The following is a 23,494-nucleotide window of genomic DNA, read 5'->3' on the forward strand; positions in this document are numbered from 1 at the left end:
GCGCTTATTTAGTTTTAGCATGGTTGATGGCCGCCTTCACAAACTTCACAAAGAGCGGGTGCGGGTTCAGCACGGTGCTCTTCAGCTCGGGGTGGTATTGCGCCGCCACAAACCACTGGTGGTTCTGCAGTTCGATGACCTCCACAAGGCCTGTGTCCGGGTTAATACCGGTGGCCACCATGCCCGCTTCCTCAAAGGCCGGCAGGTACTTGTTGTTAAACTCGTAACGGTGGCGGTGGCGCTCCGAAATTTTAGACTTACCGTAAATAGCATAAGCCCTGGAGCCCTTTTTTAGTTCACAAGTATATGCACCCAGGCGCATGGTGCCGCCCATTTGCGTAATTTGCTTCTGGTCCTCCATCATGTCGATGACCGGGTGCGGCGTCTCAGGGTCCATCTCGGTAGAGGCGGCTCCCTCCAGTTTTAGCACGTTGCGGGCAAACTCCACGGCGGCGCACTGCATGCCCAGGCAGATACCCAGGAACGGGATGTTTTTCTCGCGCACGAAGCGGATTGCCTCCAGCTTTCCTTTAAAGCCACGCTCGCCAAAGCCTGGTGCCACCAGCACCGCGTCCATACTTTGCAGCAGGGAGGCCACGTTCTCATCAGAGATAGTCTCGGACTGGAACCACTTGATGTTTACCTTGCACTCGTTGGCGGAGCCTGCGTGCACAAAGGACTCTATAATAGACTTATACGCATCAGGTAGCTCTACATACTTGCCAACCAGTGCAATATTTACCTCGCTGGTCGGGTTCTTCAGGCGGCCCAGAAACTCCTTCCAGGTGTCCAGGTTCGGGTCGGCACGGTGCGGCAGCTTCAGTTTCGCAATCACGCGCTCGTCCAGCTTCTCCTTGCGCATCAGCAGCGGCACATCGTAAATCGTCTCGGCATCGATAGACTCGATCACCGAGTTTTGGTTTACGTTGCAGAAAAGGGCGATCTTCTTGCGCACGTCAGCTGGGATAGGATACTCTGAGCGGCAAACCAGGATGTCGGGCTGTACACCGGCTTCCGAAAGGTCGCGCACCGAATGCTGGGTTGGCTTTGTTTTCAGCTCGCCGGCAGCTTTCAGGTAAGGCACTAAGGTCAGGTGGATCACGCACGACTCGTGCACGCCCAAATCCCAGCGCAGCTGGCGCACGGCCTCAATAAATGGCAACGACTCAATATCCCCCACGCAACCGCCGATTTCTGTTATCACGATGTCGAACTCCCCGGTCTGGCCCAGCAACAGCATGCGGCGCTTGATTTCATCGGTGATGTGCGGCACCACCTGCACCGTCTTGCCCAGGTAAGCGCCCTCGCGCTCCTGTGTAATCACGTGGTGGTAGATACGGCCGGTGGTCACGTTGTTCGCCTGCGAGGTGGGCACGTTCAGGAAACGCTCGTAATGGCCCAGGTCCAGGTCGGTTTCAGCGCCATCCTCGGTTACATAGCACTCACCATGCTCGTAGGGGTTCAGTGTGCCCGGATCAATGTTAATGTAGGGGTCGAATTTTTGGATAGTTACAGAAAAGCCTCTTGCCTGCAGCAACTTAGCAAGAGATGCGGAAATAATGCCTTTTCCGAGGGAGGATGTTACACCGCCGGTAACAAAAATATATTTCGTAGCCATAAGTTAGGTTAAACTTTATGGGCTACAAAGGTACTGGATTTATTTGATTATCCTGACATTTCCGAAACAGTTTACAGGCTGTCATAGGTATATCTTTCCTAATATTCAAGTACGATTTTAATGGATTTGTCGAAAAGTATAAGCCGGTTTGCCTGCTTTTACAGTTTGGAGGCACCTTGTAAAGTATAAAGCTATACTTCTGTAATAAGTATAGCCCGCCTGCTGTTATCACCCCGGCCTACGGGGCCTCTCAAACTATGGCTTCCCGAGCTCCGTAGGAAGTACCTCTACATCTCAGCACCATACGTTATGAGCGAAGGCGACAACAAATACTTACCCATCGAGGACCACGGCATTATCGGGGACCTGAACACGGTGGCGCTGGTGGGGCTAAACGGCACCATCGACTTCATGTGCTTCCCGCATTTTGATTCACCCTCCATCTTCGCCTCGCTCTTAGATGCCGAGAAGGGAGGCAGCTTCTCTATCAGCCCCGCCCACGACGGCATGAAGCACAAACAGCTTTACCTGCCCGATACGAATGTGCTGCTGACCCGCTTCCTGTCAGATGAGGGCATCGGTGAAATAACGGACTTTATGCCGGTGGAAGACCTGGGCCATGGCAGTGAGCTTATCAGAAGGGTAGCCTGTGTGCACGGGGACATGACCTTCAGGATGCACTGCGGCCCGCGTTTTAACTATGCCCAGGCAACCCATACCGTAAGTCAGCCAAATGAAAATCAGCTTATGTTCACCAGTAAGGGGCCCGACGGGATGGTTCTCCGCTTAAAAAGTACCGTGCCGCTACAAGTTGATGAGGGAGATGCTGTTGCCACATTTACCCTGACAACCGGGCAGAAAGCGGATTTTATACTGGAGCACTATACCTGTAACACGCCACCGGCCTACGACATGGAGGAGTTTGTGACCAGCAACCTGTACGCCACCATCGATTACTGGAAAAAATGGGTCGACAGCTGCAGCTACCGGGGCCGCTGGATGGAAACCATCAACCGCTCCGCCCTGGTGCTCAAGCTGATGATTTCCCACAAGTATGGATCTATGGTGGCGGCCCCTACGTTTGGCTTGCCCGAGGAGATAGGAGGGGTGCGTAACTGGGACTACCGCTACACCTGGATCAGGGATGCCTCTTTTACCGTGTTCGCCCTGCTCCGACTAGGCTACAAGCAGGAGGCCAAGGATTTTGTGGATTGGGTGGACCGGCAGTGCGATGATCTCAAAGATGCCGGGTATCTGCGGCTGATGTACACGCTGGAGGGAAAACTGGAACTGGAGGAAATAGAGCTGCACCACCTGGAGGGGTACAAGGGCTCCAAACCCGTGCGCATTGGCAACGGCGCCCACGACCAGATACAGCTCGACATCTATGGTGAACTCCTGGACTCTGTATACTTGTACGACAAGTATGGCGCCCCCATCTCCTGGGACTTCTGGAACGATTTGCGGCGCCAGGTGGATTGGGTGTGCGACAACTGGCACCGGGAGGATGAGGGCATTTGGGAGGTGCGCGGTGGCAAGAAGCATTTTCTCTACTCCCGGCTGATGTGCTGGGTAGCCATCAACAGGGCGATTAGGATAGCAAAAAACCACTCCTATCCGCTCCCGAACAGGTGGACAGAGGAGCGGGATAGTATCTTTTTCTCGATTCACCACGAGTTCTGGAACGAGGAGCTCCAGTGCTTTGTGCAGTATAAAGGGGCGGACACCGTGGATGCTGCCACGCTCCTTATGCCGTTGGTGCGTTTCATCAGCCCCAAAGACCCGCGCTGGCTCTCTACGCTACAGCGCATCGAGGAGCGGCTGGTTTCGGACTCGCTTGTGTTCCGCTACCGCACGGAGGAAGGTTTTGACGGTCTGGCAGGTGGGGAGGGCACCTTCTCCATGTGTACCTTCTGGTATGTGGAGTGCCTGGCAAAGTCGGGGCAAATAGACAAGGCGCGGCTATACTTTGAGAAGATGCTCGGCTATGCCAACCACCTGGGTTTATATGCGGAAATGCTGGGCCTAAAAGGCGATCACCTTGGCAACTTCCCGCAAGCTTTCACCCACCTGGGCCTCATCACGGCTGCCCTAAGTATAAACGATATCCTGGAAGGGCAGGAGAACAAGCGTAAACTGTAGTTTTCGTTATTGATTTATCATTATTGGTTATTCGAATTTTGATTGAGTAAAAGTATAAATACAAGAGCCATCAACTTTCTAACTTTTTAATCTTCTAACTTTCTAACTCCAGAGACGCAATATATTGCGTCTCCACACCTCCCAAACTCTCTAACTCCTAAATTCACCTGGTTCCTTCCGCCAATCTGGCATATTGCTGCCTTCTGGCTTTTTCTTTGCTATTGCCGTAGTTTTACAACGGGTCCGCTATACTTTGCAAGGCGGCTTACCCGTACATCAACCGATAACCAAGTATAAATCGAATGACGAAGATAAGATCAACCACCGTGTGTGGTATCTACCACAACGGCGAGGTGGCCCTGGGCGCCGACGGACAGGCTACCATGGACAAGCACATTGCCAAAAGCAACGTGAAGAAGATCCGTAAATTGCTGGATGGCAAGATTGTTACAGGGTTTGCCGGCTCAACAGCTGATGCCTTTACCTTGCTGGAGCGTTTCGAGGAAAAGCTCAACGCTTACCAGCAGAACATGAAGCGAGCCGCCATCGAGTTGGCTAAGGACTGGCGCAAGGACCAGTACCTGCGCAAACTGGAGGCCATGATGGTGGTGGCCAACAAAGACGAGCTACTCATCATCTCCGGCACCGGCGATGTGCTGGAACCTGACAATCAGATTGCTGCCATCGGCTCGGGAAGTATGTATGCCCATGCTGCCGCTTTGGCATTAAAGAAACACGCGCCGCACCTGTCGGCAGAGGAAATGGTGCGGGAAGCATTGAACATCGCGGCCGATATCTGTATCTACACCAACCACAATATCATCATCGAGAAGCCGGCCAAGTAGCAATCGGTAAAGAAGGGTAGCGTGCAAACCATCGAACAATCCATCCGGCAGCTGTACCCGCTCTCGGAGAGCTCTTTTGGGCAGCTAACGTCGCTTATGCAGCGGCAGGAGTTGCCCAAAGGGCATATTCTTTTCCGGGAGGGCGAGATAAGGAAGAAAGTATACTTTTTAGAGCGGGGTATTGCACGCGCCTTCTGTTACCGCAATGGGCAGGAAGTTACCTTCTGGTTCGGGGCTGAGGGAGATCTTATACTTTCCTATTACAACTACGTAGCCAACAAGCCCGGCTATGAAACGATAGAGCTGCTGGAGCGCTCTGTGGTGCAGGCGGTTAACCTGGGCAGCCTGCAGGAGCTTTATCAGACCAATATCGAATTGGCCAATTGGGGGCGCAAGCTGGCAGAGTATGAGTTGATTAAAACCGAGGAGCGCTTTATGGCTTTCCAGTTTCAGTCAGCTACCGAGCGCTACAAGGCCTTGCTGCAGAACAACCCGGAGCTGCTGCAGCGGGTGCAGCTGAATCAGATAGCCTCCTACCTGGGCGTGACGCAGGTAACCCTGAGCCGCATCCGGGCCGAGGTGCGCTGATTTTTTAACATTTGTTAATTTTCTTCCGGCCCATAGTGCGGACCTTTGCAAAAAAGGAAAAACATGGGCTGGATATACCTCATTATTGCCGGGATGTTTGAGATTGGGTTCACCACCTGCCTCAAGCTGTCCAACAACTTCTCTAACCTCAAGTGGTCGCTGGGCTTTTTTATCTGCATCTCAGCCAGCTTCTACCTCCTGAACAAGGCAATCCAAAGTATACCGTTGGGCACGGCCTATGCCGTCTGGACGGGCATTGGCGCGGTGGGCACTGTGTTGGTAGGCGTGTTCCTGTACAAGGAGCCTGCTGATGCTTGGCGCCTTTTTTTCATCTGCCTGCTAATCGGCTCCATCATCGGCCTGAAGCTGGTTTCGCGGTAAAGGGAGCGCATTTGATTTTAAAGCTTATCTTTGCCGCGGGTCAGTTAATCTAACTCTGACCGTACAGTAGGAGTATACACACGAATCAGTATAAAGTATAAAACAGAGAAAAATGAATGTATCAGAATTCGTAAAGAAACATTACAAGCATTTTAACGCGGCCTCTCTTGTGGATGCTGCAGAAGGTTACAAAGCACACCTGAACAATGGCGGTAAGATGCTGGTGACGTTGGCCGGTGCCATGTCCACGGCGGAGCTGGGTATCATCCTGGCTGAGATGATCCGTCAGGATAAAATTCACGCCATCTCGTGCACCGGTGCTAACCTGGAGGAGGATATCTTCAACCTGGTGGCCCACGATTTTTACGAGCGCGTGCCGCACTACCGCGAGCTTTCTGCCGCCGACGAGGAAGAGTTGCTGAGCCGCCACCTCAACCGCGTAACCGATACCTGTATTCCGGAAGAGGAGGCGATGCGCCGCCTGGAGCATACTGTGCTGAAGTACTGGGTGAAAGCTGACCAGGAAGGCAAGTCTTATTTCCCGCATGAGTTCTTCTACCAAATCCTGCTGAGCGGCGACCTGGAGCAGTACTACCAAATCGACCCGAAAAACAGCTGGATGCTGGAGGCGGCTAAGAAAAACCTGCCGATCATCTGCCCGGGCTGGGAAGACTCTACGCTGGGCAACATTTATGCCAGCCACGTGATCAGCGGCGACGTGAAGAACGTGCACACCGTAAAGACCGGCATCCAGTACATGATCGAACTGGCCGACTGGTATACGGAGACAGCTAAGGAAGAATCTACCATCGGTTTCTTCCAGATTGGCGGCGGTATTGCCGGCGACTTCCCCATCTGTGTGGTGCCGATGCTGCACCAGGACCTGCAGCGTGAGGGTGTTCCGCTTTGGGGCTACTTCGCGCAGATCTCTGACTCTACCACTAGCTACGGTTCGTACTCCGGCGCGGTGCCAAACGAGAAAATTACCTGGGGCAAACTGGGCAAAGACACGCCTAAGTTTATGATTGAGTCGGACGCGACCATTGTGGCGCCACTTATCTTCGCCCTGGTGCTGGACATGTAATGTATACGTTAGCTAAAGTATAAACGAAAGCGGCTGCAAGTATAAACCTGCAGCCGCTTTTAGTTTTAAAGCCTGTATACTTTAGGCAGGCACCATGTCCTTTTCCAGGCGTTCCCAGTGGCGGTGCTTTTTGATAGCATCTATGAATTTCTCGGCAAAGTCATCGGCATCAGCATCATTGCCGGCCGTGATAATGCCTTTGTGGCTAACCACATCGCGGGAGGCATTCTCGGCAAAGTTAATCCCCAGCACAAAAGCCCGCTCCAGCAGCCTGATGCCCTCCCCGGAGGTGGCGATTGGCTTGCAGTGTTTAAAGGCCTCGCTTACGAAGTGCAGGGCATCCCCCTCCTTTAACATGGCTTCTATACTTGTCCTGCCGTCCGGAATATAAATGGCATCGAACATAACCGAGCCGCTCGTCACGTGGTTCATGTCCACCTGCACCTCCATGCCATTGCTGGCCTTGCAGGTTCCCAGGTACTTTGAGATAAGCTTAACGTGCGCCCCGGCATCCGTCAGGGCCTGCTTCACCTGGGTTAGCTCGTTGCAGTCAAACCCATCCGAGATAAGTATGGCCACTCTTCTGGAGGCAGCCGACTCTACCTTGTCACTTCGCTCCATACTTACTGCAGGGGAGTCCGTAACCTTTTTGCCTTTGCTGATGGCCTTGCTGGCAGCGTTTTCTTCGTAGTGCGCGGTGGATTCCTGCTCGAAGTTCTCCGGTACCTGCACGCCTATGCCTGCGGCCACGCGCCTGGCCAGCTCCATGGATACTTTGGAGAATTGGCCGACCATGCGCTCCCTTATCTCCTTGGTTTCTACTTTACCCAGCTCGAAGTGTGCTGCACTTACAATGTGCTCCTTCTCCACCTCCGACATAGAGTTCCAGAACAGGGTAGCCTGGCTGTAGTGGTCCTTAAAGCTGGCGCTGCGGGCGCGAATCTTATAGCCTTCCACTTTCTCGGTGTAGTGCACATATGCCCCCTCGCTTTCAGGGGCCATTTTAGGGGAGCCACCGCCCAGCGAGTTGGGCCAGTAGTTCACCTTGCCCTTGTCGATGGTATAGCGCATAAAGCCGGCTCCCTGGTTGTTGTTTACCGGCACCACCGGGCGGTTAATGGGCAGCTCCGTGAAATTGGCGCTGCCAAAGCGGTTCAGCTGCGTGTCTACGTAAGAGAAGAGGCGGCCTTGCAGCAGGGGATCGTTCGTCACGTCGATGCCGGGAACCAGGTTGCCCGGGTGAAATGCCACCTGCTCGGTCTCGGCAAAGAAGTTGTCCGGGTTGCGGTTCAGGGTCATCAGCCCCACCGGCTGCAGCGGCACCAATTCCTCCGGGATGATCTTGGTGGCATCGAGCAGGTCGAAGTCATACTTGAGCTCGTCTTCCTCCGGCACCAGCTGAACGCACAGCTCAAACTGCGGGTAGTCGCCTTGTTCGATGGCCTCCCAGAGGTCCCGGCGGAGCCAGTCGGGGTCTTTGCCGCCCAGCTTCTGAGACTCGTCCCATACCAGCGAGTGCACCCCCAGCTTTGGCTTCCAGTGAAACTTCACAAAAGTGCCCTTGCCAGCTTCATTTACAAACCGGAACGTATGCACCCCGAATCCGTCCATCATCCGGAAGCTACGCGGGATGGCTCTGTCTGAAAGTATCCACATGATCATATGGGTAGTTTCGGGCATGAGCGAGGCAAAATCCCAGAAGGTGTCGTGGGCGGCTGTGGCCTGTGGTATTTCGCTGTCGGGCATGGGCTTGATGGCGTGCACCAAATCCGGGAATTTGTTAGAGTCCTGGATAAAAAATACAGGAATATTGTTGCCTACCAGGTCATAGGTCCCTTCCTCCGTATAGAACTTCGTGGCAAACCCCCGCACATCGCGTACTGTGTCGGAAGAGCCTCGGGAACCCACTACAGTTGAAAATCGCACGAAAACCGGCGTTTTGCTGTCGGGGTTGGTCAGGAACTTTGCCTTCGTGAATTTTTTCAGCGAGTCGTCGTAGGGCTGGAAGTAGCCGTGCGCTCCGGAGCCCCTGGCATGTACCACCCGCTCCGGCATCGACTCGTGGTCGAAATGGGTCATTTTCTCCCTGAAGTGGAAGTCCTCCATGAGAGTTGGCCCCCTGGATCCGGCTTTCAGGGAATCGTCGGTGTTGCCGATGCGCACGCCTTGCTCTGTCGTCAGGTACTGCTCCGAATTGTCTCTTCTGAATTCATCCAGTTGCCGGTTCTTGCTGTTCTCGTCAACGCTCCGGTCATTGTTTGGCAGGTTCTCCTCTGGATTCTGTTTGCCTTTCATAGTTTAAAAAGTTGATTACAGGTTTACTTGATTTTTCTGTGCCAGGTGTGGTACCGGCAGCCGGTCAGCCAACCGTAGCAGACAATCTGTCAGCTGCTTTCAAGGCTTACGGCGTCGAAATAGAGAGAGTTGGATATTTTAAACCTGCTTTAACCTTAAAATAAGATTAAAATTGGCGTTTATGAAGAAGCAGAGTGGTAGTGGTGTGAGGAGGAGGAGGCAGCAGCAGCTGCTATAAGAGGCTATTTATGCAGAGAAATGGCATAAAGAATCCAGAATCTATACTTTACAGGTATGATCTTCAAAGAGAATTTCTGCGGAGACGCTTATTGAACTTTTAAAGTATAAGTTGCAGAAAAATAATCCGACAGACTACCTATGTATACTTTAGCAGGCTAGCTTAAGCTTTAAAGGAAAGCTCAGGCCTTCCGAACCTGAACTCCTCATCCTTCAGGAAATAATCGCCGCACTTCTGCAGGATAACGAGGTTGTCCAGCGTGATTTCCCAGTTGAAATTGTAGCGGCAGAGGTAGGAGAGCACCGGCCCCAGCAACTCAGGGGTCGTATCGCCCAGAGCGAGGGTGATGTGGGGCAGCCACATGTTGGCGTTGTAGTAAACGCCCATTTCGGTGCTCATCTCGGAGATGTCGCGGTGCAGGCGGCCGTGCAGTTGGTTGAGCGGGGTAGTGCGCAGCACCGGGATGTAAATAACAGGGTGCTCACCAGGGAAAATACCCAGGCCGGTGGTGCGCACGGTAAAGTTTTGCGCCTCGAAGCAGGTTGCCTCCAGGTATTGTTTCAGCTCTTCCATATCTGCTACCTCAGCCGTGAGCAGCGTCAGGTGTGGGTAAGGAGTTGCCTTTACGCCACTTAAGCCGAATTTCTTCTCCAGCAGTTCCGTAAGCTCGGATACGCGCTCCGTAGCCTGCCTGTCAAGAAGCGAAGCAATCGCAATCATATAGTTAAGCTTTCTTTACCATTTAGTACTACCTGCGCAGGCAGTAAAATGCACATAAACTATTTAAACGATAGGGTTGCGTTATAGTTTACCGGTGCCCTTATTTATACTTCGGCTGCTTCAGTCAAAATAAACACAGGCAACTCGAGCGCGCATTCATGTATTTTAATCAGCAAATATATAGGATGTTATGCTTTATCTCAACTGCACGGCTGTAATTTTTCTGTTAACAACCCCGTTTTAGAGGCTGCTGCCCCCACTTTGCACCATTTAAGCGCCCCTGATGTTTTCATCCGGCAGCTAAAAATAAGTACCTTTGCTGCTTAAAGTATACCGCATCGCATGATTTCCATTAACAACCTGAGTTTCCATTTCGGCAGCCGCGCCATGTACGAGGACGCCAGCCTGCACATCAAGCCCAAGGATAAAATCGGCCTGATAGGGCTGAACGGAACGGGCAAGTCTACGCTGCTGCGCCTGATAGTAGGAGAGTACACCCCGGACAGTGGCAGCATTCAGATGAGCCGCGATACCACCATCGGTTTCCTCAACCAGGACTTGCTGAGCTACGAGACCCATGAAAGTATACTTTCGGTGGCCATGCAGGCTTTTGGCGAGGCGCTGCACCTGCAGGCGGAGATTGACAAGGTGCTGGTGGAGTTTGAGAATAACTTCCATGACGATCTGGTAGACAAGCTTGCGCAGCTGCAGGAGCGCTTTGAGGCACTTGGCGGCTACACCATGCAGGCCGAGGCAGAGGCGATCCTGGAGGGGCTGGGTTTTACCACATCAGATTTGCAACAACCGCTGGCTTCCTTCTCCGGCGGTTGGCGCATGCGCGTGATGCTGGCCAAGATCCTGTTGCAAAAGCCATCGCTGCTCCTGCTCGACGAGCCCACCAACCACCTCGACCTGCCCTCTATTAAATGGCTGGAGACCTACCTGGAGCGATACGAAGGGGCCGTAGTGATTGTCTCGCACGACCGCGAGTTTCTGGACCGCACCACCAACACCACTGTAGAAGTATCGGGTGGCAAACTGAACCTGTACCCGGGCAACTACAGCTTCTATATAGAGGAGAAAGCCCTCCGGAATGAGATACAGAAGGGTGCCTATGAGAACCAGCAGGCCCAGATAAGGCAGGCCGAGCGCTTCATCGAACGCTTCAAGGCCAAAGCGACTAAAGCCAAGCAGGCACAAAGCCGCCAGAAAATGCTGGACCGCATGGAACGCATTGAGGAAGTGGCGCCTGAGGCAGCCAAGGTAAACTTTAGCTTCAGGTTCAACGTGCAGCCCGGTCGCCACATCCTGCGCCTGGAGCACATGAGCAAAGCCTTCGGCGATAAGGTCATTTTCCGGGATACCAACGTGCACATTGAGCGTGGCGATAAGGTGGCGCTGATAGGAGCCAACGGCAAGGGTAAATCTACGCTGCTGCGCATCATCGCCGGCACCGAGCCTATCAAAGGCAAGCGCGAGCTGGGGCACAATGTTATACTTTCGTTCTATGCCCAGCACCAGCTGGAGGCCCTCAACATCGAGAACGACATGCTCACAGAGCTGCAGCAGGCAGGCTCTGGCAAGACGGAAGTGGAGCTGCGCACCATACTTGGTTCTTTTCTCTTTACGGGAGATGAAGTGTACAAGAAAATCAAGGTGTTGTCGGGAGGCGAGAAAAGCCGTGTGGCGCTGGCCAAAACCCTGATCTCCGAAGCTAACTTCCTGATGCTCGACGAACCCACCAACCACCTGGACATGCAGTCGGTGAACATCCTGATCCAGGCGCTGCAGCAGTATGAGGGTACGTTCGTGGTCATCTCCCACGACCGCTACTTTGTAGAAAATGTGGCAACAAAAATCTGGTATATAGAGGATTACCAGCTTAAAGAGTACCCGGGCACTTACCATGAGTATGAGGCCTGGCAGGAGAAGCGCGAGCGGGAGGTGAAGAAGGATACAAGTACCGAGCCTGTCGCCAAACCCGAGAAACAGCCGCGGGAGAAAAGCGAGTTAAGCCAGCTGAGCAACCAACTGAAGCAGCTAAACAAGCGGGTGAGCGAGGTGGAAAAAGAGGTACAGCAACTGGAGCAGGAGCTGGCGATGCAGGAAAAAAAACTGGCTGACCCACAGGTTTTCGGGGATATTGCCAGGTTGCAGCAGGTCACTCAGGATTTTGAAAGTATAAAACTGAAATTGGATAAAAAACAGGATGAGTGGGAGCGTCTGATGCTGGAAGCGGAGGAAATCGAAACAAAAATTGCCGGGTAGTATTTTGCTTAAAAAGCACTCCAAACTGCCTCTAGCCTGTATAATTGGCTGGAGGCAGTTTTATTTTGCATTAATATAAGGATATTTGAATATTAAGAAAAGATTAAGAAATTGTAACCTTTCTATTAAATTTGTATATAAACATACCATATATTTCGCTAAACTAATGGTATGATGAAACAAACTTTACATGACTTTACCCTCAACTCCGCCGATTTACAGCAAGAGGAAGCCGAAGGGCTGAACATCAACTTTAATGGAAGAAAATACTTGAGATGGCTCTATAGGGCGGCAGTGGCACTGGTTATTCTTAACGTTGTCGCTATCTACTGCAAATACTTTACTGACCATCCCAACGCCTGGGGGATTATCCCGCAGTTTGAGCTGGACATGGAACGCAACATTCCCACCTATTTTTCCTCCTTCATACTTTTACTTTCGTCGGTGCTGCTGTTTGCTGTGGCCGAGCTTAAGCGCAAGCAGCAGGACAAACACGTGTGGCACTGGCGCCTGCTTTCCGGTGTTTTCCTGTACATGAGTATGGATGAGTCGGCAGGGGTGCATGAGATGCTTATCTACCCGCTGCGAGAGAACTTTCAGCTCACCGGCGTTTTATACTTTTCCTGGGTGATAGTGGGGGGCTTGCTGGTGCTGGGACTAGGACTGTACTACCTGCCTTTTCTGTTCTCCTTAAGCGCCAGAATGCGGAATGGCTTGATGCTGGCCGGCGTGGTATATGTAAGCGGAGCTTTAGGTGTTGAGTTGTTCGGTGGCTATTATTCAGATGCTTTTGGAGAGGAAAACTTTGCATACGGACTAATCACCACAGCGGAGGAAAGCCTGGAGCTTGCCGGTGTGCTCATGCTGCTAACGATTCTGTATAAGCATTTGGAGCAGCAACTCGCTAGCTTGCGGCTCATCCTAAGGCCTGCTGTTTCTGCAGTGGATTTGTCTTTTTCCAACTCGAGGCTTAAAGTGGTAAGGCCGGTGGAGGAACTCAACTAGCTACTGAACCTGAACCTTTCTTTGAATTCAGGGCAAGTATAACTCACGGTTTGCTAAAGTATAAATTAAATCGTAGCGCTTCCGGTAGCCGTACGCAAAGTATACATCAGCCCGAATCTAATTAAAGTCCCCTGCGCCTGCTTGTTTGGTTATAACCATACAGGCAGGCGCACTTCATTCAGGGGCAGGCTATACTTTGCCAGTAGCTATTTTTATACTTATGGGTTAACCACACGCATACATCAGCACGCTTACGGGAGGAAGGTATAGCGTATCGCCGGCTGCAATTTCAGAAGGGACCTGGTACACTTGCTCCTTTTGCTGCACCCATTTTTCATCTTTGGAATTGAGCACCAACCTGTACTTCTCAGGAGCAGCTGAAAGGCTATACTTTACCTTATCGTTAGATAAATTAAACAGGCAAAGCAACTGCTGTTCCTTGTCCATGCTTTGGCGGGAAAGTACAAACCCCTGCTGCCCCAGCGGCTGTGCCTGTATACTTTCTTTGTTGTAGTTGCGTAGTGCAGCCATACTTTTGCGCAGGCCGATAAGGGTTTGGTGCCACTGCAGCAATTGCCGGTGTTTGCCCTTCTGGCGCTTGCTCCAATCCGGTCTCGAATACGCAAAGGTCTGTTCGCGCTGTGGGTCAGGTGGCTCTGCGTCCCATTTAAAATTCTCGAACTCTTTTTTCCGGCCTTCCCGCACTGCTCTTATCAAATCCTTGTCGGAGTGACTTACAAAGTATAGAAAGGGTGCCTCTTCGCCGTATTCTTCTCCCATAAACAGCATCGGGATGTAAGGGGAAAGCAGCAGGGCGGCAGCGGCAAGCTTCAGACGCTCAAAGTCGACCAGTACACTTAGTCGCTCGCCGTTCACGCGGTTGCCCACCTGATCGTGGTTCTGCACAAAAGCAACGAATTTGTCGCCCGGAAGGTGGGAGGAGGAAGCCCCGAAGGTTTTCTTCCGGAACCTGACATACTCGCCGCTGTGCACAAAACCGTCTGTGTAAGCTTTTGCCAGCTGCTCCATCTGCCCGAAATCCTCGTAAAGCGGCCTGCCTTTTTCGTCCAGCAGCACATACAAGGCATGATGGAAATCGTCGAGCCACTGCATGTCAAACCCGAGTCCGCCAGTTGCGGCCTCCTGTACCACACGCGGGTTGTTCAGGTCGCTTTCGGCGATTAGGAAAAAGGGCCGCTGCAGTTCTTCTCTTGCCTGCGCTATCCTGGAGTTAATTAGCTCCCAGAGGGTTATGGCGCTTTGGTCGAAGATGGTATGGATAGCGTCGAGCCGCAGTCCGTCTATATGGAAATGCCTGAACCAATAGATTACGTTTTCGGAAATGTAGGCCCGCACCCCGTCGGAGTAGGCACCGTCGTAGTTGATGGCCTTGCCCCAGGGCGTTTTATACTTGTCGGTGAAGTATGGGCCAAGCTTCTCCAGGTAATTTCCCTCAGGGCCCAGGTGGTTGTACACCACGTCCAGCAACACCGCCAGGCCGTGGGCATGGCAGGCATTTACCAGTTTCTTCAACCCTTCGGGTCCGCCATAGGTGTTTTGTACGGCATAGGGAAAAACACCGTCATAGCCCCAGTTGCGGCCTCCCGGAAACTGTGCCACCGGCATGATTTCCAGCGCGTTGATGCCCGTTTCCCGGAGCTCTGGCAGGCGCGGGATTATCGCCTCGAATGTTCCTTCAGGGGTGAAAGTGCCCACATGCAGTTCATAAATGATAAGATCCTGCCTGGGTAATCCTCCCCAGGAATCGTCCGTCCACTCAAACGTATGGTCGACCACTTGCGAGGGGCCGTGCACCCCCTGTGGCTGGTAAAACGAGGCCGGGTCCGGGAAATCTCCCTCGCCGTCCGGGTTGAGGAAGTATAAGGTGCCTGGTGCCACCCCTGCGACCGCAGCGGTAAAATAGCCCCAGGCATCCTTCTTCATCTTAACTTCACGCTCCGCTGGCTGCAAGAGGCGAAGCGTCATGTTTTCTCTCTCCGGTGCCCATACACAAAAGTGGCAGGAGCCGTCGGTCTGGCAAAAAGCCCCGACGGGTTTAGTTATGGCATCCATTGCACAGGATAGGTTAGAATAACTCCACAACTATGCCCTCATCACCATACATGCTGATGTTGCCTGCTACTTCCTGTCCTTCGCGCTCCGGTAGGGTAGCGAGCACAATTTTGCCTTTGTAGTGGGTATGCTCCTGCCGCAGGATGCAGGGCTTATGGCTCAGGTTAAGCACTATCAGAAACTGCTTGCCCTCCGCCTTTCGCACGAAGGCTATCAGCGGCCCTTTGGTTACCACAGGTGCGTAGTCGCCTACATGCAGGGCGGGTTCCTGTTGGCGCAGCTGCAGCAGGCGGCGGTAGTACGTCAGCATGGAGAATGCATCCTCCCGCTGGGCCGCCACGTTCACCCGCCTGTAGCTGTCGGCGATCGGGAGCCACGGCTCAGCATCCGAAAACCCGGCGTTCGGGCTGTCGTCCCACTGCATGGGGGTGCGGGCAGGGTCACGGCTCAGGTCTTTGTCGGGCATGTTAAGCCCCTGCGGGTCCTGCACTTTGTCTGGCGGTATCGGCACATCCCGCATGCCTATCTCGTCGCCATAGTATAAAGTAGGCGTTCCGCGTAGTGTCAAAAGCATCATAGCGGCAACTTTTGATTGGGCCCACCCGATGCGGCTCGTGATGCGCGGTTGGTCGTGGTTGCCTATCACCCAGTTTGGCCATCCGCTCTCCGGCAGGGCGCCCTCATACTCATCTACCAGTGTGCTGATGCTGCGGGCATTCCAATCCATGTTGATGAGCGTGAAATTGAAAGGCAGGTGGGTGCCGCTGTTTTCGTGCCCGTAGTAGGCCACCAGGCGGTGCACAGGCAGGTAAATCTCCCCGATCAACACACGCTCCGCATACCCATCTGTGACGCGCCGCATTTTGGCCACAATGTCGTGCACCTCGGGCTGATCGGTGGAGTAGGATGGGGTTAGTTGCTCATAGGTAGCTTGATGTGTTTTATAGTTAGGGTTGATGGGGTTGTCGCGCAGGTTTTTGTCCTTGATCATGTGCCACATCACATCCACCCGGAATCCGTCCACTCCTTTATCCAGCCAGAAACGCATCACATCGAACATGGCCTCCTGCACCTCCGGGTTGCGCCAGTTCAAATCCGGCTGTTCCTTCAGGAAGGCATGGTAATAGTACTGGCCTGTATTTTCATCCCACTCCCAGGCACTGCCCCCGAACACACTGAGCCAGTTGTTGGGCTCCGAGCCGTCTTCTTTTGCGTCCTGCCAGATATACCAATCCCGCTTGGGGTTGTCGCGCGAGGAGCGGGACTCCTCGAACCACGGGTGCTTGTTGGAGGTGTGGTTGGGCACCAGGTCAAGTATAAGTTTCATGTCGCGGCGGTGCACTTCCTCCAGTAGCTCGTCAAAATCCTGCATCGTGCCGAATAGCGGGTGGATGCCGCAGTAATCGGAGATGTCATATCCGAAGTCGGCCATGGGGGAAGGGTAGATGGGGGATACCCAGATAGCGGTTATTCCCAGCCATTCTAAATAATCCAGCCGGCTGATGATACCGCGCAGGTCTCCTACGCCGTCGTTATTTGAGTCCTGAAAGGAGCGGGGGTAAATCTGGTATATCACCCCTGACTGCCACCACAGGCTTTTCTGGTCATGTTTCATGTTGCTGTCGCTTTGCGCGTTTTGTACAGTTAGGTATCTACGCAACTCAGCTTTACAGGATATGGGCGCTACCGGACTGCGTTCATTTACATTGCTCCAGACTCATGACATCGAAAACGATGGGTAAAGGTTCAGGATAGAGCAGATTTTTTGTATAACTATACTAAGCTTACATGAAAGGGACGGGTTTAAAGGGAAGGGTTAATTTGCACTTTGTATTATAGTGTCTTAATATTTAAACATATCTATTTTCATTGATTTTATTCTTTATATATTTGCACTGTATAATATGGGTATGCAGTCCCATAGGCCTTTGTTACTATACATAAGTTCACAATAAACATACAACAAACGCGATACCCTTTATGAAAAGAAATTTACTCAGTTTTATGCTGCTTGTACTTGTAGCCGCTTTTTTCGCTTCCTGCCAGAAAACCTACTGCCCGGCTTACGCTAGCCACAGAGATGCGCCCATCCATAAGCCGACTTTCCTGAAGGACCAGGGACGCAGATAATTTAAGCAGACTATCCTGGCGGTTAAGTGTTGCCATCAAAAGTTAGCGAAAGCCATGCTTGGGGAAGCATGGCTTTCGCTTTTTCAGAAGTATAGCAAGTAGTAGCCGGAGCTTTTGCTTATTCTTTGTGGGAGCGGTGAGTTGTAGGGGAGTATGCCGGCAGCAGTAAAGCTCGCTTTGGCAGGCACCATTGCTGACCTTGGCAGAAAGACAAAAAAAAGGCCCGTGAAGTATAAATTCACGGGCCTTTTCGGACTTGGTAGCGGGGAGCAGAATCGAACTGCCGACCTTAGGGTTATGAATCCTACGCTCTAACCATCTGAGCTACCCCGCCGAATTGTGGTGCAAATATAAAGGGTTAGCTTTTAAATAACCAAGCATCTCTTTAGAAAAAAAATATTTTAGTTTGCAGATATATATTTTCTGAAGAATTAATACTATACTTACTCAGACACTTAGGATACCCATATGACGAAAGACACGAAGTTGAAATTTGTGCGGGAGTACCCAATAAACGCATCTGCCAAGTTGCTTTACCCATACCTTAGTACTGCCTCCGGCCTGTCGCAGTGGTTTTGTGATGACGCCAAAGTGGAAGGGGACAATGTGTTTAACTTTGTTTGGGATGGTCGCAACCACTATGCCGAGATGACGGGCCACCGCACAAACAAGTCCGTGCGCTTCCTTTTCCTGACCGAAGACAAGCGGCACACGCCTGATGCTCCCTACATTGACTTCCATATAGAGTCCAGCGAGCTGACGCAGGAGCAGTTCCTGAAGGTGGTGGACTACTCTAACGAGGAAAGTGAGGAGGAAATGGAGGAATTGTGGGATAATTTACTGCAAAATCTGCGCGAAATAGTAGGAGGGTAGCAGGGATTGCTGGAGTAAAGCGTATCTTTGCACGGTAATTGCTTGCTACAAGCATGTTTTAAAGCGCTGGTGCCTGTCGCCTGCGCCTTACGTTTGCGCATGAAGAAACTTGATAAGCTAATACTCCGGGAGTTTTTTGGCCCGTTTTTGCTAACCTTCGCTGTGGTAGAGTTCATCCTCCTGACCCAGTACATGCTAAAGTACCTGGACGAACTGGTTGGCAAGGACCTGGGGACGGAGGTGTTTGGCGAGCTCCTTTTTTACTTCAGCATCAACATGGCGCCTGTGGCCCTGCCGTTGGCGGTGCTGCTTTCCTCCCTCATGACGTTTGGTTCGCTGGGCGAGCACCACGAGTTGACTGCCATCAAAACGTCCGGGATTGCCCTCACCCGCATCCTTAGCCCCGTGCTGCTGGTGGTAGGTTTAATAACTGTAGGCGCCTTTTTCTTTAATAACTACATCGTGCCTAAGGCTAACCTGAAGGCTTACAGCCTGCTGTGGGACATCCGCCAGAAAAAGCCTGCCATGAACTTCAAGGAGGGGGCTTTCTACAACGGCATCCCCGGCTATAGTATAAAGGTGAATGAGAAGTTCAATGACGGGCAGACCCTGCGGGATGTGATGATTTACGATCACACCAAGGGAGGTAACAACACCACCGTTATACTTGCCGACTCAGGCGAGATGTACATGGACTACAACGATGCCTACCTGGTGCTGGAGCTTTTCAACGGCAACACGTACGTAGACCAGAACAACTCCTCTTACCGCAATTCCAGCGAGCAGTTTGTGCGGCAGGAGTTCCAGAAGAGCAAGCTCATGCTGAGCATGGCCTCCTTCAACTTCGACCGCACGCGCGAGGAGCTTTTCTCGGACAACAAGATGATGAAAAATATCGGCGAGTTGAACGTGGTAACCGATTCCCTGCAACGGTACAGCCGTCGCGAGCAGGAGCTTTACGCTCCCAACGTGGACCCTTTTTACATGTACTTCAAGGCCGATACCGGTCAGGTGAAGAACGGGGTACGGCTGGTGGGGCAAACCGTAGAAAAGGAGTTGCCTGCCATAACCCCGGATGTGCTGGCGCTGGCTACCAACAAGGCCCGCAACATCAAGAGCTTTACGGCTAGCTACGTGGAGCGTGTGCGCATCTCGATTCGCGAAGCCAATAACTACGAGGTGGAGATCTGGCGAAAGTATACCCAATCGGCTTCCATCATTATCATGTTCCTGATTGGGGCGCCGCTTGGGGCGATTATTAAGAAGGGTGGCCTTGGCGTGCCGGTGGTCATTTCCATCGTCTTCTTCATCACCATGTACGTACTGTCTATACTTGGCGAGAAGTGGGCGCGTGAGGGCCTGGTGCCGGTAGGGACGGGCATGTGGGCGGCCAACCTCATACTTTTGCCGGTGGGGCTATTCTTCCTCTACCAGGCCCGCAACGACTCGAGTTTGCTGGAGCTGGACTTCTGGCGGAAGATGATGGCGCGCCTGCGCCGGAATAAACTGTAAAAACACTATATAAAGAATTGGTAAAAGTTTTTCTTGTAAAAGAAAATTCTTTACCTTTGTGGCTTGTATAGCAAGCTTATCAAGATAAAACAGAATTGATATTTTTACGCAATGAGATTAACCACTGAAGCGAAACAAGAGATTTTCGAAAAGCACGGTTTCAACAAGTCTAAGACTGACACGGGTTCTCCTGAGGCACAAATCGCCCTGTTCTCAACTCGTATCAACGACCTGACCGAGCACCTGAAGACTCACAAAAAAGACTTTAGCACTCGTCTGGGTCTTCTGAAACTGGTAGGTAAGAGAAGAAGACTTCTTAACTATCTCCAGAAAAATGACATTGAAAGATACAGAGCTGTAATCAGCGAGCTGGGTATCCGTAAATAAGCTTATTGTGTTAGGGAATTCAAAACAGGGATTCCCTAATCTTTTTTAAGGCACTCCCTTTCCCTTCCTCTTATAGTACCAGTGCCTGACAGCGTCGCAATGGGTGATGCTGTCTTTTTGATGATAACGATATAGAAGATGTCCTACAACGCAATTAGTAAAACCATTTTTCTTCCGGATGGACGGGAGATAACAATTGAAACTGGTAAGTTAGCCAAGCAGGCCGACGGATCTGTGGTCGTAAAGATGGGTAACACCATGCTGCTGGCAGCTGTTGTCTCCAACAAGGAAGCCCGCGAAGGGGTGGACTTCCTGCCGCTCTCTGTAGACTATCAGGAGAAATTTGCCTCTTCGGGCAAAATTCCCGGAGGCTTCCTGAGAAGAGAGGCGAGGCTTTCGGATTATGAAGTACTGGTTTCGCGCCTGGTAGACCGCGTGCTGCGCCCGCTGTTCCCGGATGATTACCATGCCGAAACGCAAATGACGATAAACCTGATCTCTGCTGACACAGAGGTGATGCCTGATGCGCTGGCCGCACTGGCTGCCTCTGCCGCCCTGGCAGTATCAGACATTCCTTTCAACGGCCCTATCTCTGAGGTGCGTGTAGCCCGCATTGATGGCCAATTGGTGATTAACCCCCGCGTAAGTGACCTGCAGCGCGCCGACATCGACCTGATGGTTGGTGCCTCTATCGACAGCGTGGTGATGGTGGAAGGCGAGATGAACGAGGTGTCCGAGGCAGAGATGCTGGAGGCTATTCAGTTCGCCCATGAAGCGATCAAGTCACACTGCCAGGCACAGTTGGAGCTTGCCGAAATGGTAGGCAAAACCGTGAAGCGCGAGTATGTGCACGAAACGCACGACGAAGACCTGCGCAAAAAAGTATGGGAAGCCACTTACGACAAGGCTTATGCCATTGCCAAGCGTGGCAGCGCCAACAAGCAAGAGCGTTCCGAAGGCTTCAAGTCAGTGCGTGATGAGTTCATTGCCTCTCTGGGCGAGGAGCACGGCTACGACGAGAACCTGATTAAAGTATACTACCACGACGTGGAGAAAGAGGCGGTTCGCAACATGATCCTGGATGAGCGCGTTCGCCTGGACGGCCGTCGTCTGGATGAGATTCGCCCAATCTGGTCAGAGGTTAATTACCTGCCGGCCACCCACGGCTCGGCAATCTTTACACGTGGCGAAACGCAGTCTTTAACGACCGTTACGCTGGGTACCAAGCTGGACGAGCAGATGATCGACAGTGCGATGGTATCCGGAACAAGCAAGTTCCTGCTGCACTACAACTTCCCGGCTTTCTCTACCGGTGAGGTAAGACCAAACAGAGGCCCGGGCCGTCGCGAGATTGGTCATGGTAACCTGGCGCTGCGTGCCCTGAAAAAAGTGCTCCCGCCGGAGTCGGAGAACCCCTATACTATCCGTATCGTTTCTGACATCCTGGAGTCAAACGGTTCCTCTTCCATGGCTACGGTTTGTGCCGGCAGCCTGGCCCTGATGGATGCCGGTGTGCCTGTGTCGGGTTCAGTTTCCGGTATCGCGATGGGACTCATCACGGATACAAAAACAGGTAAGTTTGCCGTGTTGTCTGACATTCTGGGTGACGAAGACCACCTGGGTGACATGGACTTTAAAGTGGCCGGTACCAAGAACGGTATTACTGCCTGCCAGATGGACATCAAGATTCAGGGGCTTTCCTATGAGGTGATGAGCCAGGCGCTGGAGCAGGCTCAGGCAGGCCGTCTGCACATCCTGAACGAGATGGATAAAACCATTTCTGCCCCTAACCCGGATTACAAGCCGCATACGCCACGTTCCTTCAACATGGTGATTGACAAGGAATTTATTGGTGCTGTGATTGGACCAGGCGGTAAAGTGATTCAGCAGATCCAGAAGGACACCGGTGCTACGATCATCATCGAGGAGAAGAACGAGAAAGGCCACGTGAACATTTTCGCAACGGACCAGGACTCGATGAACTCTGCTATCGCGAAAATCCGTGCCATTACGGCTCAGCCGGAGATTGGTGAAGTTTACATCGGTAAAGTGAAGTCCATCCAGCCTTACGGTGCCTTTGTGGAGTTCATGCAAGGTAAGGACGGACTGTTGCACATTTCTGAGATCAAGCACGAGCGCCTTGAAACCATGGAAGGTGTGCTGGAGATAGGCGAAGAAGTAAAAGTGAAGCTTATCGACATTGACAAAAAGACAGGTAAATTCAAGCTGTCCCGCAAGGCAATACTGCCGAAGCCGGGTGCAGAAGGGAACGAGTAACACCTGCTAAAGTATAACTCTTGGTGCCTGGCTGTATGGCTCACAGGGCGCCAAGAGTTTTTCTATTTCATCGCCAGGGGTACTGCGTCTTGACTTTATTCTCAGGATGTAAGAACTTTGCGCGATTTTTTAATGTTACCTCTCCGAGCCTAGACAATAGTTTTTAAATTATTTGCATAATAACATACTCTGATGAGACAACTCAAGATAAGCAAACAGATAACGAACCGCGAAAGCCAGTCACTGGACAAATACCTGCAGGAGATTGGTAAAGTAGATTTGCTTACTCCGGACGAAGAGGTGTCGCTGGCACAGAGAATTAAAGAAGGAGATCAGTTTGCACTTGAGAAATTAACCAAGGCCAACCTTCGATTTGTGGTATCGGTGGCAAAGCAGTATCAGAACCAGGGCCTTTCGCTGGGGGATCTGATTAACGAGGGAAACCTGGGCTTGATCAAAGCCGCCAAACGATTCGACGAAACCAGGGGCTTTAAGTTTATCTCTTACGCCGTTTGGTGGATCCGCCAGTCGATTCTGCAGGCCCTGGCCGAGCAGTCGCGTATTGTGCGCCTTCCCCTGAACCGCGTAGGTTCGCTGAACAAAATCTCTAAATCATTCTCAGAGCTCGAGCAGAAGTTTGAGCGTGAGCCATCACCCGAAGAAATTGCAGAAGTACTCGAGCTGACCACAGCGGAAGTTGTAGACACCCTGAAGATTTCCGGGCGCCACGTATCCGTGGACGCACCCTTTGTGCAGGGAGAGGAAAACCGCCTGTTGGACGTGCTCGAGAACGAAGACGAGGAGTCTCCGGACATGGGCCTGATGAACGACTCGCTGCGCAAGGAAGTACAGCGTGCCCTCTCTACGCTGACCAAGCGTGAGGCCGACGTGATCACTTTATACTTCGGGCTAAACGGTGAGCACTCGCTGACGCTGGAGGAGATAGGTGAGAAATTTAACCTGACCCGCGAGCGTGTACGCCAGATAAAGGAAAAAGCCATCCGCAGACTTCGCCATACTTCGAGGAGCAAAGCATTAAAGCCATACTTGGGCTAGTA

General features: G+C 52.1%; 19 protein-coding genes and 1 tRNA gene. 14 read left to right on the forward strand and 6 right to left on the reverse strand.

The genetic code is table 11. From position 1 onward, the window contains the following. Positions 1–4: 4 nt before the first annotated feature. Positions 5–1,618: a CTP synthase gene (locus C8N40_RS19170; RefSeq protein WP_108213428.1), complete on the reverse strand. Its 1,614-nt coding sequence runs from the start codon at positions 1,616–1,618 to the stop codon at positions 5–7. A 309-nt stretch (positions 1,619–1,927) separates the two neighbouring features. On the opposite strand from C8N40_RS19170, the gene C8N40_RS19175 reads away from it, so the two are divergent. The 5 genes from C8N40_RS19175 (at position 1,928) to C8N40_RS19195 (ending at position 6,658) form a co-directional block, all read left to right on the forward strand. Then, positions 1,928–3,760: a glycoside hydrolase family 15 protein gene (locus C8N40_RS19175; RefSeq protein WP_108213429.1), complete on the forward strand. Its 1,833-nt coding sequence runs from the start codon at positions 1,928–1,930 to the stop codon at positions 3,758–3,760. Between the two features lie 302 nt (positions 3,761–4,062). After that, a complete protein-coding gene (hslV, locus tag C8N40_RS19180; protein WP_108213430.1) occupies positions 4,063–4,605 on the forward strand; it encodes an ATP-dependent protease subunit HslV in 543 nt (180 codons plus the stop codon). A gap of 21 nt (positions 4,606–4,626) precedes the next feature. Then, the gene (locus C8N40_RS19185) at positions 4,627–5,193 is read left to right on the forward strand and encodes a Crp/Fnr family transcriptional regulator (protein WP_108213431.1); all 567 of its coding nucleotides are present in this window, start codon (positions 4,627–4,629) and stop codon (positions 5,191–5,193) included. Positions 5,194–5,256: 63 nt separating this feature from the next. Further along, entirely contained in the window at positions 5,257–5,574 is a 318-nt protein-coding gene (locus C8N40_RS19190; RefSeq protein WP_108213432.1) for a DMT family transporter, read from the forward strand. Positions 5,575–5,686: 112 nt separating this feature from the next. Continuing rightward, positions 5,687–6,658: a deoxyhypusine synthase family protein gene (locus C8N40_RS19195; RefSeq protein ID WP_108213433.1), complete on the forward strand. Its 972-nt coding sequence runs from the start codon at positions 5,687–5,689 to the stop codon at positions 6,656–6,658. Positions 6,659–6,739: 81 nt separating this feature from the next. On the opposite strand, the gene C8N40_RS19200 is transcribed toward C8N40_RS19195, so the two are convergent. Next, positions 6,740–8,953 carry a catalase gene (locus C8N40_RS19200; RefSeq protein ID WP_108213434.1) on the reverse strand — a complete coding sequence of 738 codons (2,214 nt, stop codon included), beginning with the start codon at positions 8,951–8,953 and terminating at the stop codon, positions 6,740–6,742. A gap of 11 nt (positions 8,954–8,964) precedes the next feature. Between C8N40_RS19200 and C8N40_RS22990 the strand changes: the two genes are divergently transcribed. Continuing rightward, entirely contained in the window at positions 8,965–9,117 is a 153-nt protein-coding gene (locus C8N40_RS22990; RefSeq protein WP_211318148.1) for a hypothetical protein, read from the forward strand. 236 nt (positions 9,118–9,353) lie between these two features. Here C8N40_RS22990 and C8N40_RS19205 read toward each other — a convergent pair whose 3' ends face one another. Next, positions 9,354–9,911, reverse strand: coding sequence for a 2'-5' RNA ligase family protein (locus C8N40_RS19205; protein ID WP_108213435.1), 558 nt, complete (start codon positions 9,909–9,911; stop codon positions 9,354–9,356). A gap of 342 nt (positions 9,912–10,253) precedes the next feature. Here C8N40_RS19205 and C8N40_RS19210 point away from each other — a divergent pair, with 342 nt between their 5' ends. After that, on the forward strand, positions 10,254–12,179 hold the full coding sequence (locus C8N40_RS19210; protein WP_108213436.1) for an ABC-F family ATP-binding cassette domain-containing protein: 1,926 nt from the start codon (positions 10,254–10,256) through the stop codon (positions 12,177–12,179). Positions 12,180–12,350: 171 nt separating this feature from the next. Next, positions 12,351–13,184: a hypothetical protein gene (locus tag C8N40_RS19215; protein WP_108213437.1), complete on the forward strand. Its 834-nt coding sequence runs from the start codon at positions 12,351–12,353 to the stop codon at positions 13,182–13,184. 225 nt (positions 13,185–13,409) lie between these two features. Here C8N40_RS19215 and treZ read toward each other — a convergent pair whose 3' ends face one another. Further along, positions 13,410–15,257 carry a malto-oligosyltrehalose trehalohydrolase gene (gene treZ / locus C8N40_RS19220; protein WP_108213438.1) on the reverse strand — a complete coding sequence of 616 codons (1,848 nt, stop codon included), beginning with the start codon at positions 15,255–15,257 and terminating at the stop codon, positions 13,410–13,412. 13 nt (positions 15,258–15,270) lie between these two features. Continuing rightward, positions 15,271–16,872: an alpha-amylase family glycosyl hydrolase gene (locus C8N40_RS19225; RefSeq protein ID WP_108213439.1), complete on the reverse strand. Its 1,602-nt coding sequence runs from the start codon at positions 16,870–16,872 to the stop codon at positions 15,271–15,273. Positions 16,873–17,237: 365 nt separating this feature from the next. On the opposite strand from C8N40_RS19225, the gene C8N40_RS22995 reads away from it, so the two are divergent. Further along, entirely contained in the window at positions 17,238–17,387 is a 150-nt protein-coding gene (locus C8N40_RS22995; protein ID WP_211318149.1) for a hypothetical protein, read from the forward strand. A gap of 257 nt (positions 17,388–17,644) precedes the next feature. Here the strand turns inward: C8N40_RS22995 and C8N40_RS19230 are convergent. Continuing rightward, positions 17,645–17,721 (reverse strand) — tRNA-Met (locus C8N40_RS19230). Between the two features lie 134 nt (positions 17,722–17,855). On the opposite strand from C8N40_RS19230, the gene C8N40_RS19235 reads away from it, so the two are divergent. The 5 genes from C8N40_RS19235 (at position 17,856) to C8N40_RS19255 (ending at position 23,492) form a co-directional block, all read left to right on the forward strand. Beyond that, positions 17,856–18,260, forward strand: coding sequence for an START-like domain-containing protein (locus C8N40_RS19235; protein WP_108213440.1), 405 nt, complete (start codon positions 17,856–17,858; stop codon positions 18,258–18,260). 99 nt (positions 18,261–18,359) lie between these two features. Continuing rightward, on the forward strand, positions 18,360–19,772 hold the full coding sequence (locus C8N40_RS19240; RefSeq protein ID WP_108213474.1) for an LptF/LptG family permease: 1,413 nt from the start codon (positions 18,360–18,362) through the stop codon (positions 19,770–19,772). Between the two features lie 111 nt (positions 19,773–19,883). After that, a complete protein-coding gene (gene rpsO, locus C8N40_RS19245; RefSeq protein WP_108213441.1) occupies positions 19,884–20,159 on the forward strand; it encodes a 30S ribosomal protein S15 in 276 nt (91 codons plus the stop codon). 138 nt (positions 20,160–20,297) lie between these two features. Then, positions 20,298–22,436 (forward strand): polyribonucleotide nucleotidyltransferase, encoded by a 2,139-nt coding sequence (pnp, locus tag C8N40_RS19250; RefSeq protein WP_108213442.1) that lies wholly within the window; start codon positions 20,298–20,300, stop codon positions 22,434–22,436. 192 nt (positions 22,437–22,628) lie between these two features. Continuing rightward, a complete protein-coding gene (locus tag C8N40_RS19255; protein WP_025605096.1) occupies positions 22,629–23,492 on the forward strand; it encodes a sigma-70 family RNA polymerase sigma factor in 864 nt (287 codons plus the stop codon). Positions 23,493–23,494 lie beyond the last annotated feature (2 nt).

It is taken from the genome of Pontibacter mucosus (assembly GCF_003054055.1).
Taxonomy (GTDB): Bacteria; Bacteroidota; Bacteroidia; order Cytophagales; family Hymenobacteraceae; genus Pontibacter; species Pontibacter mucosus.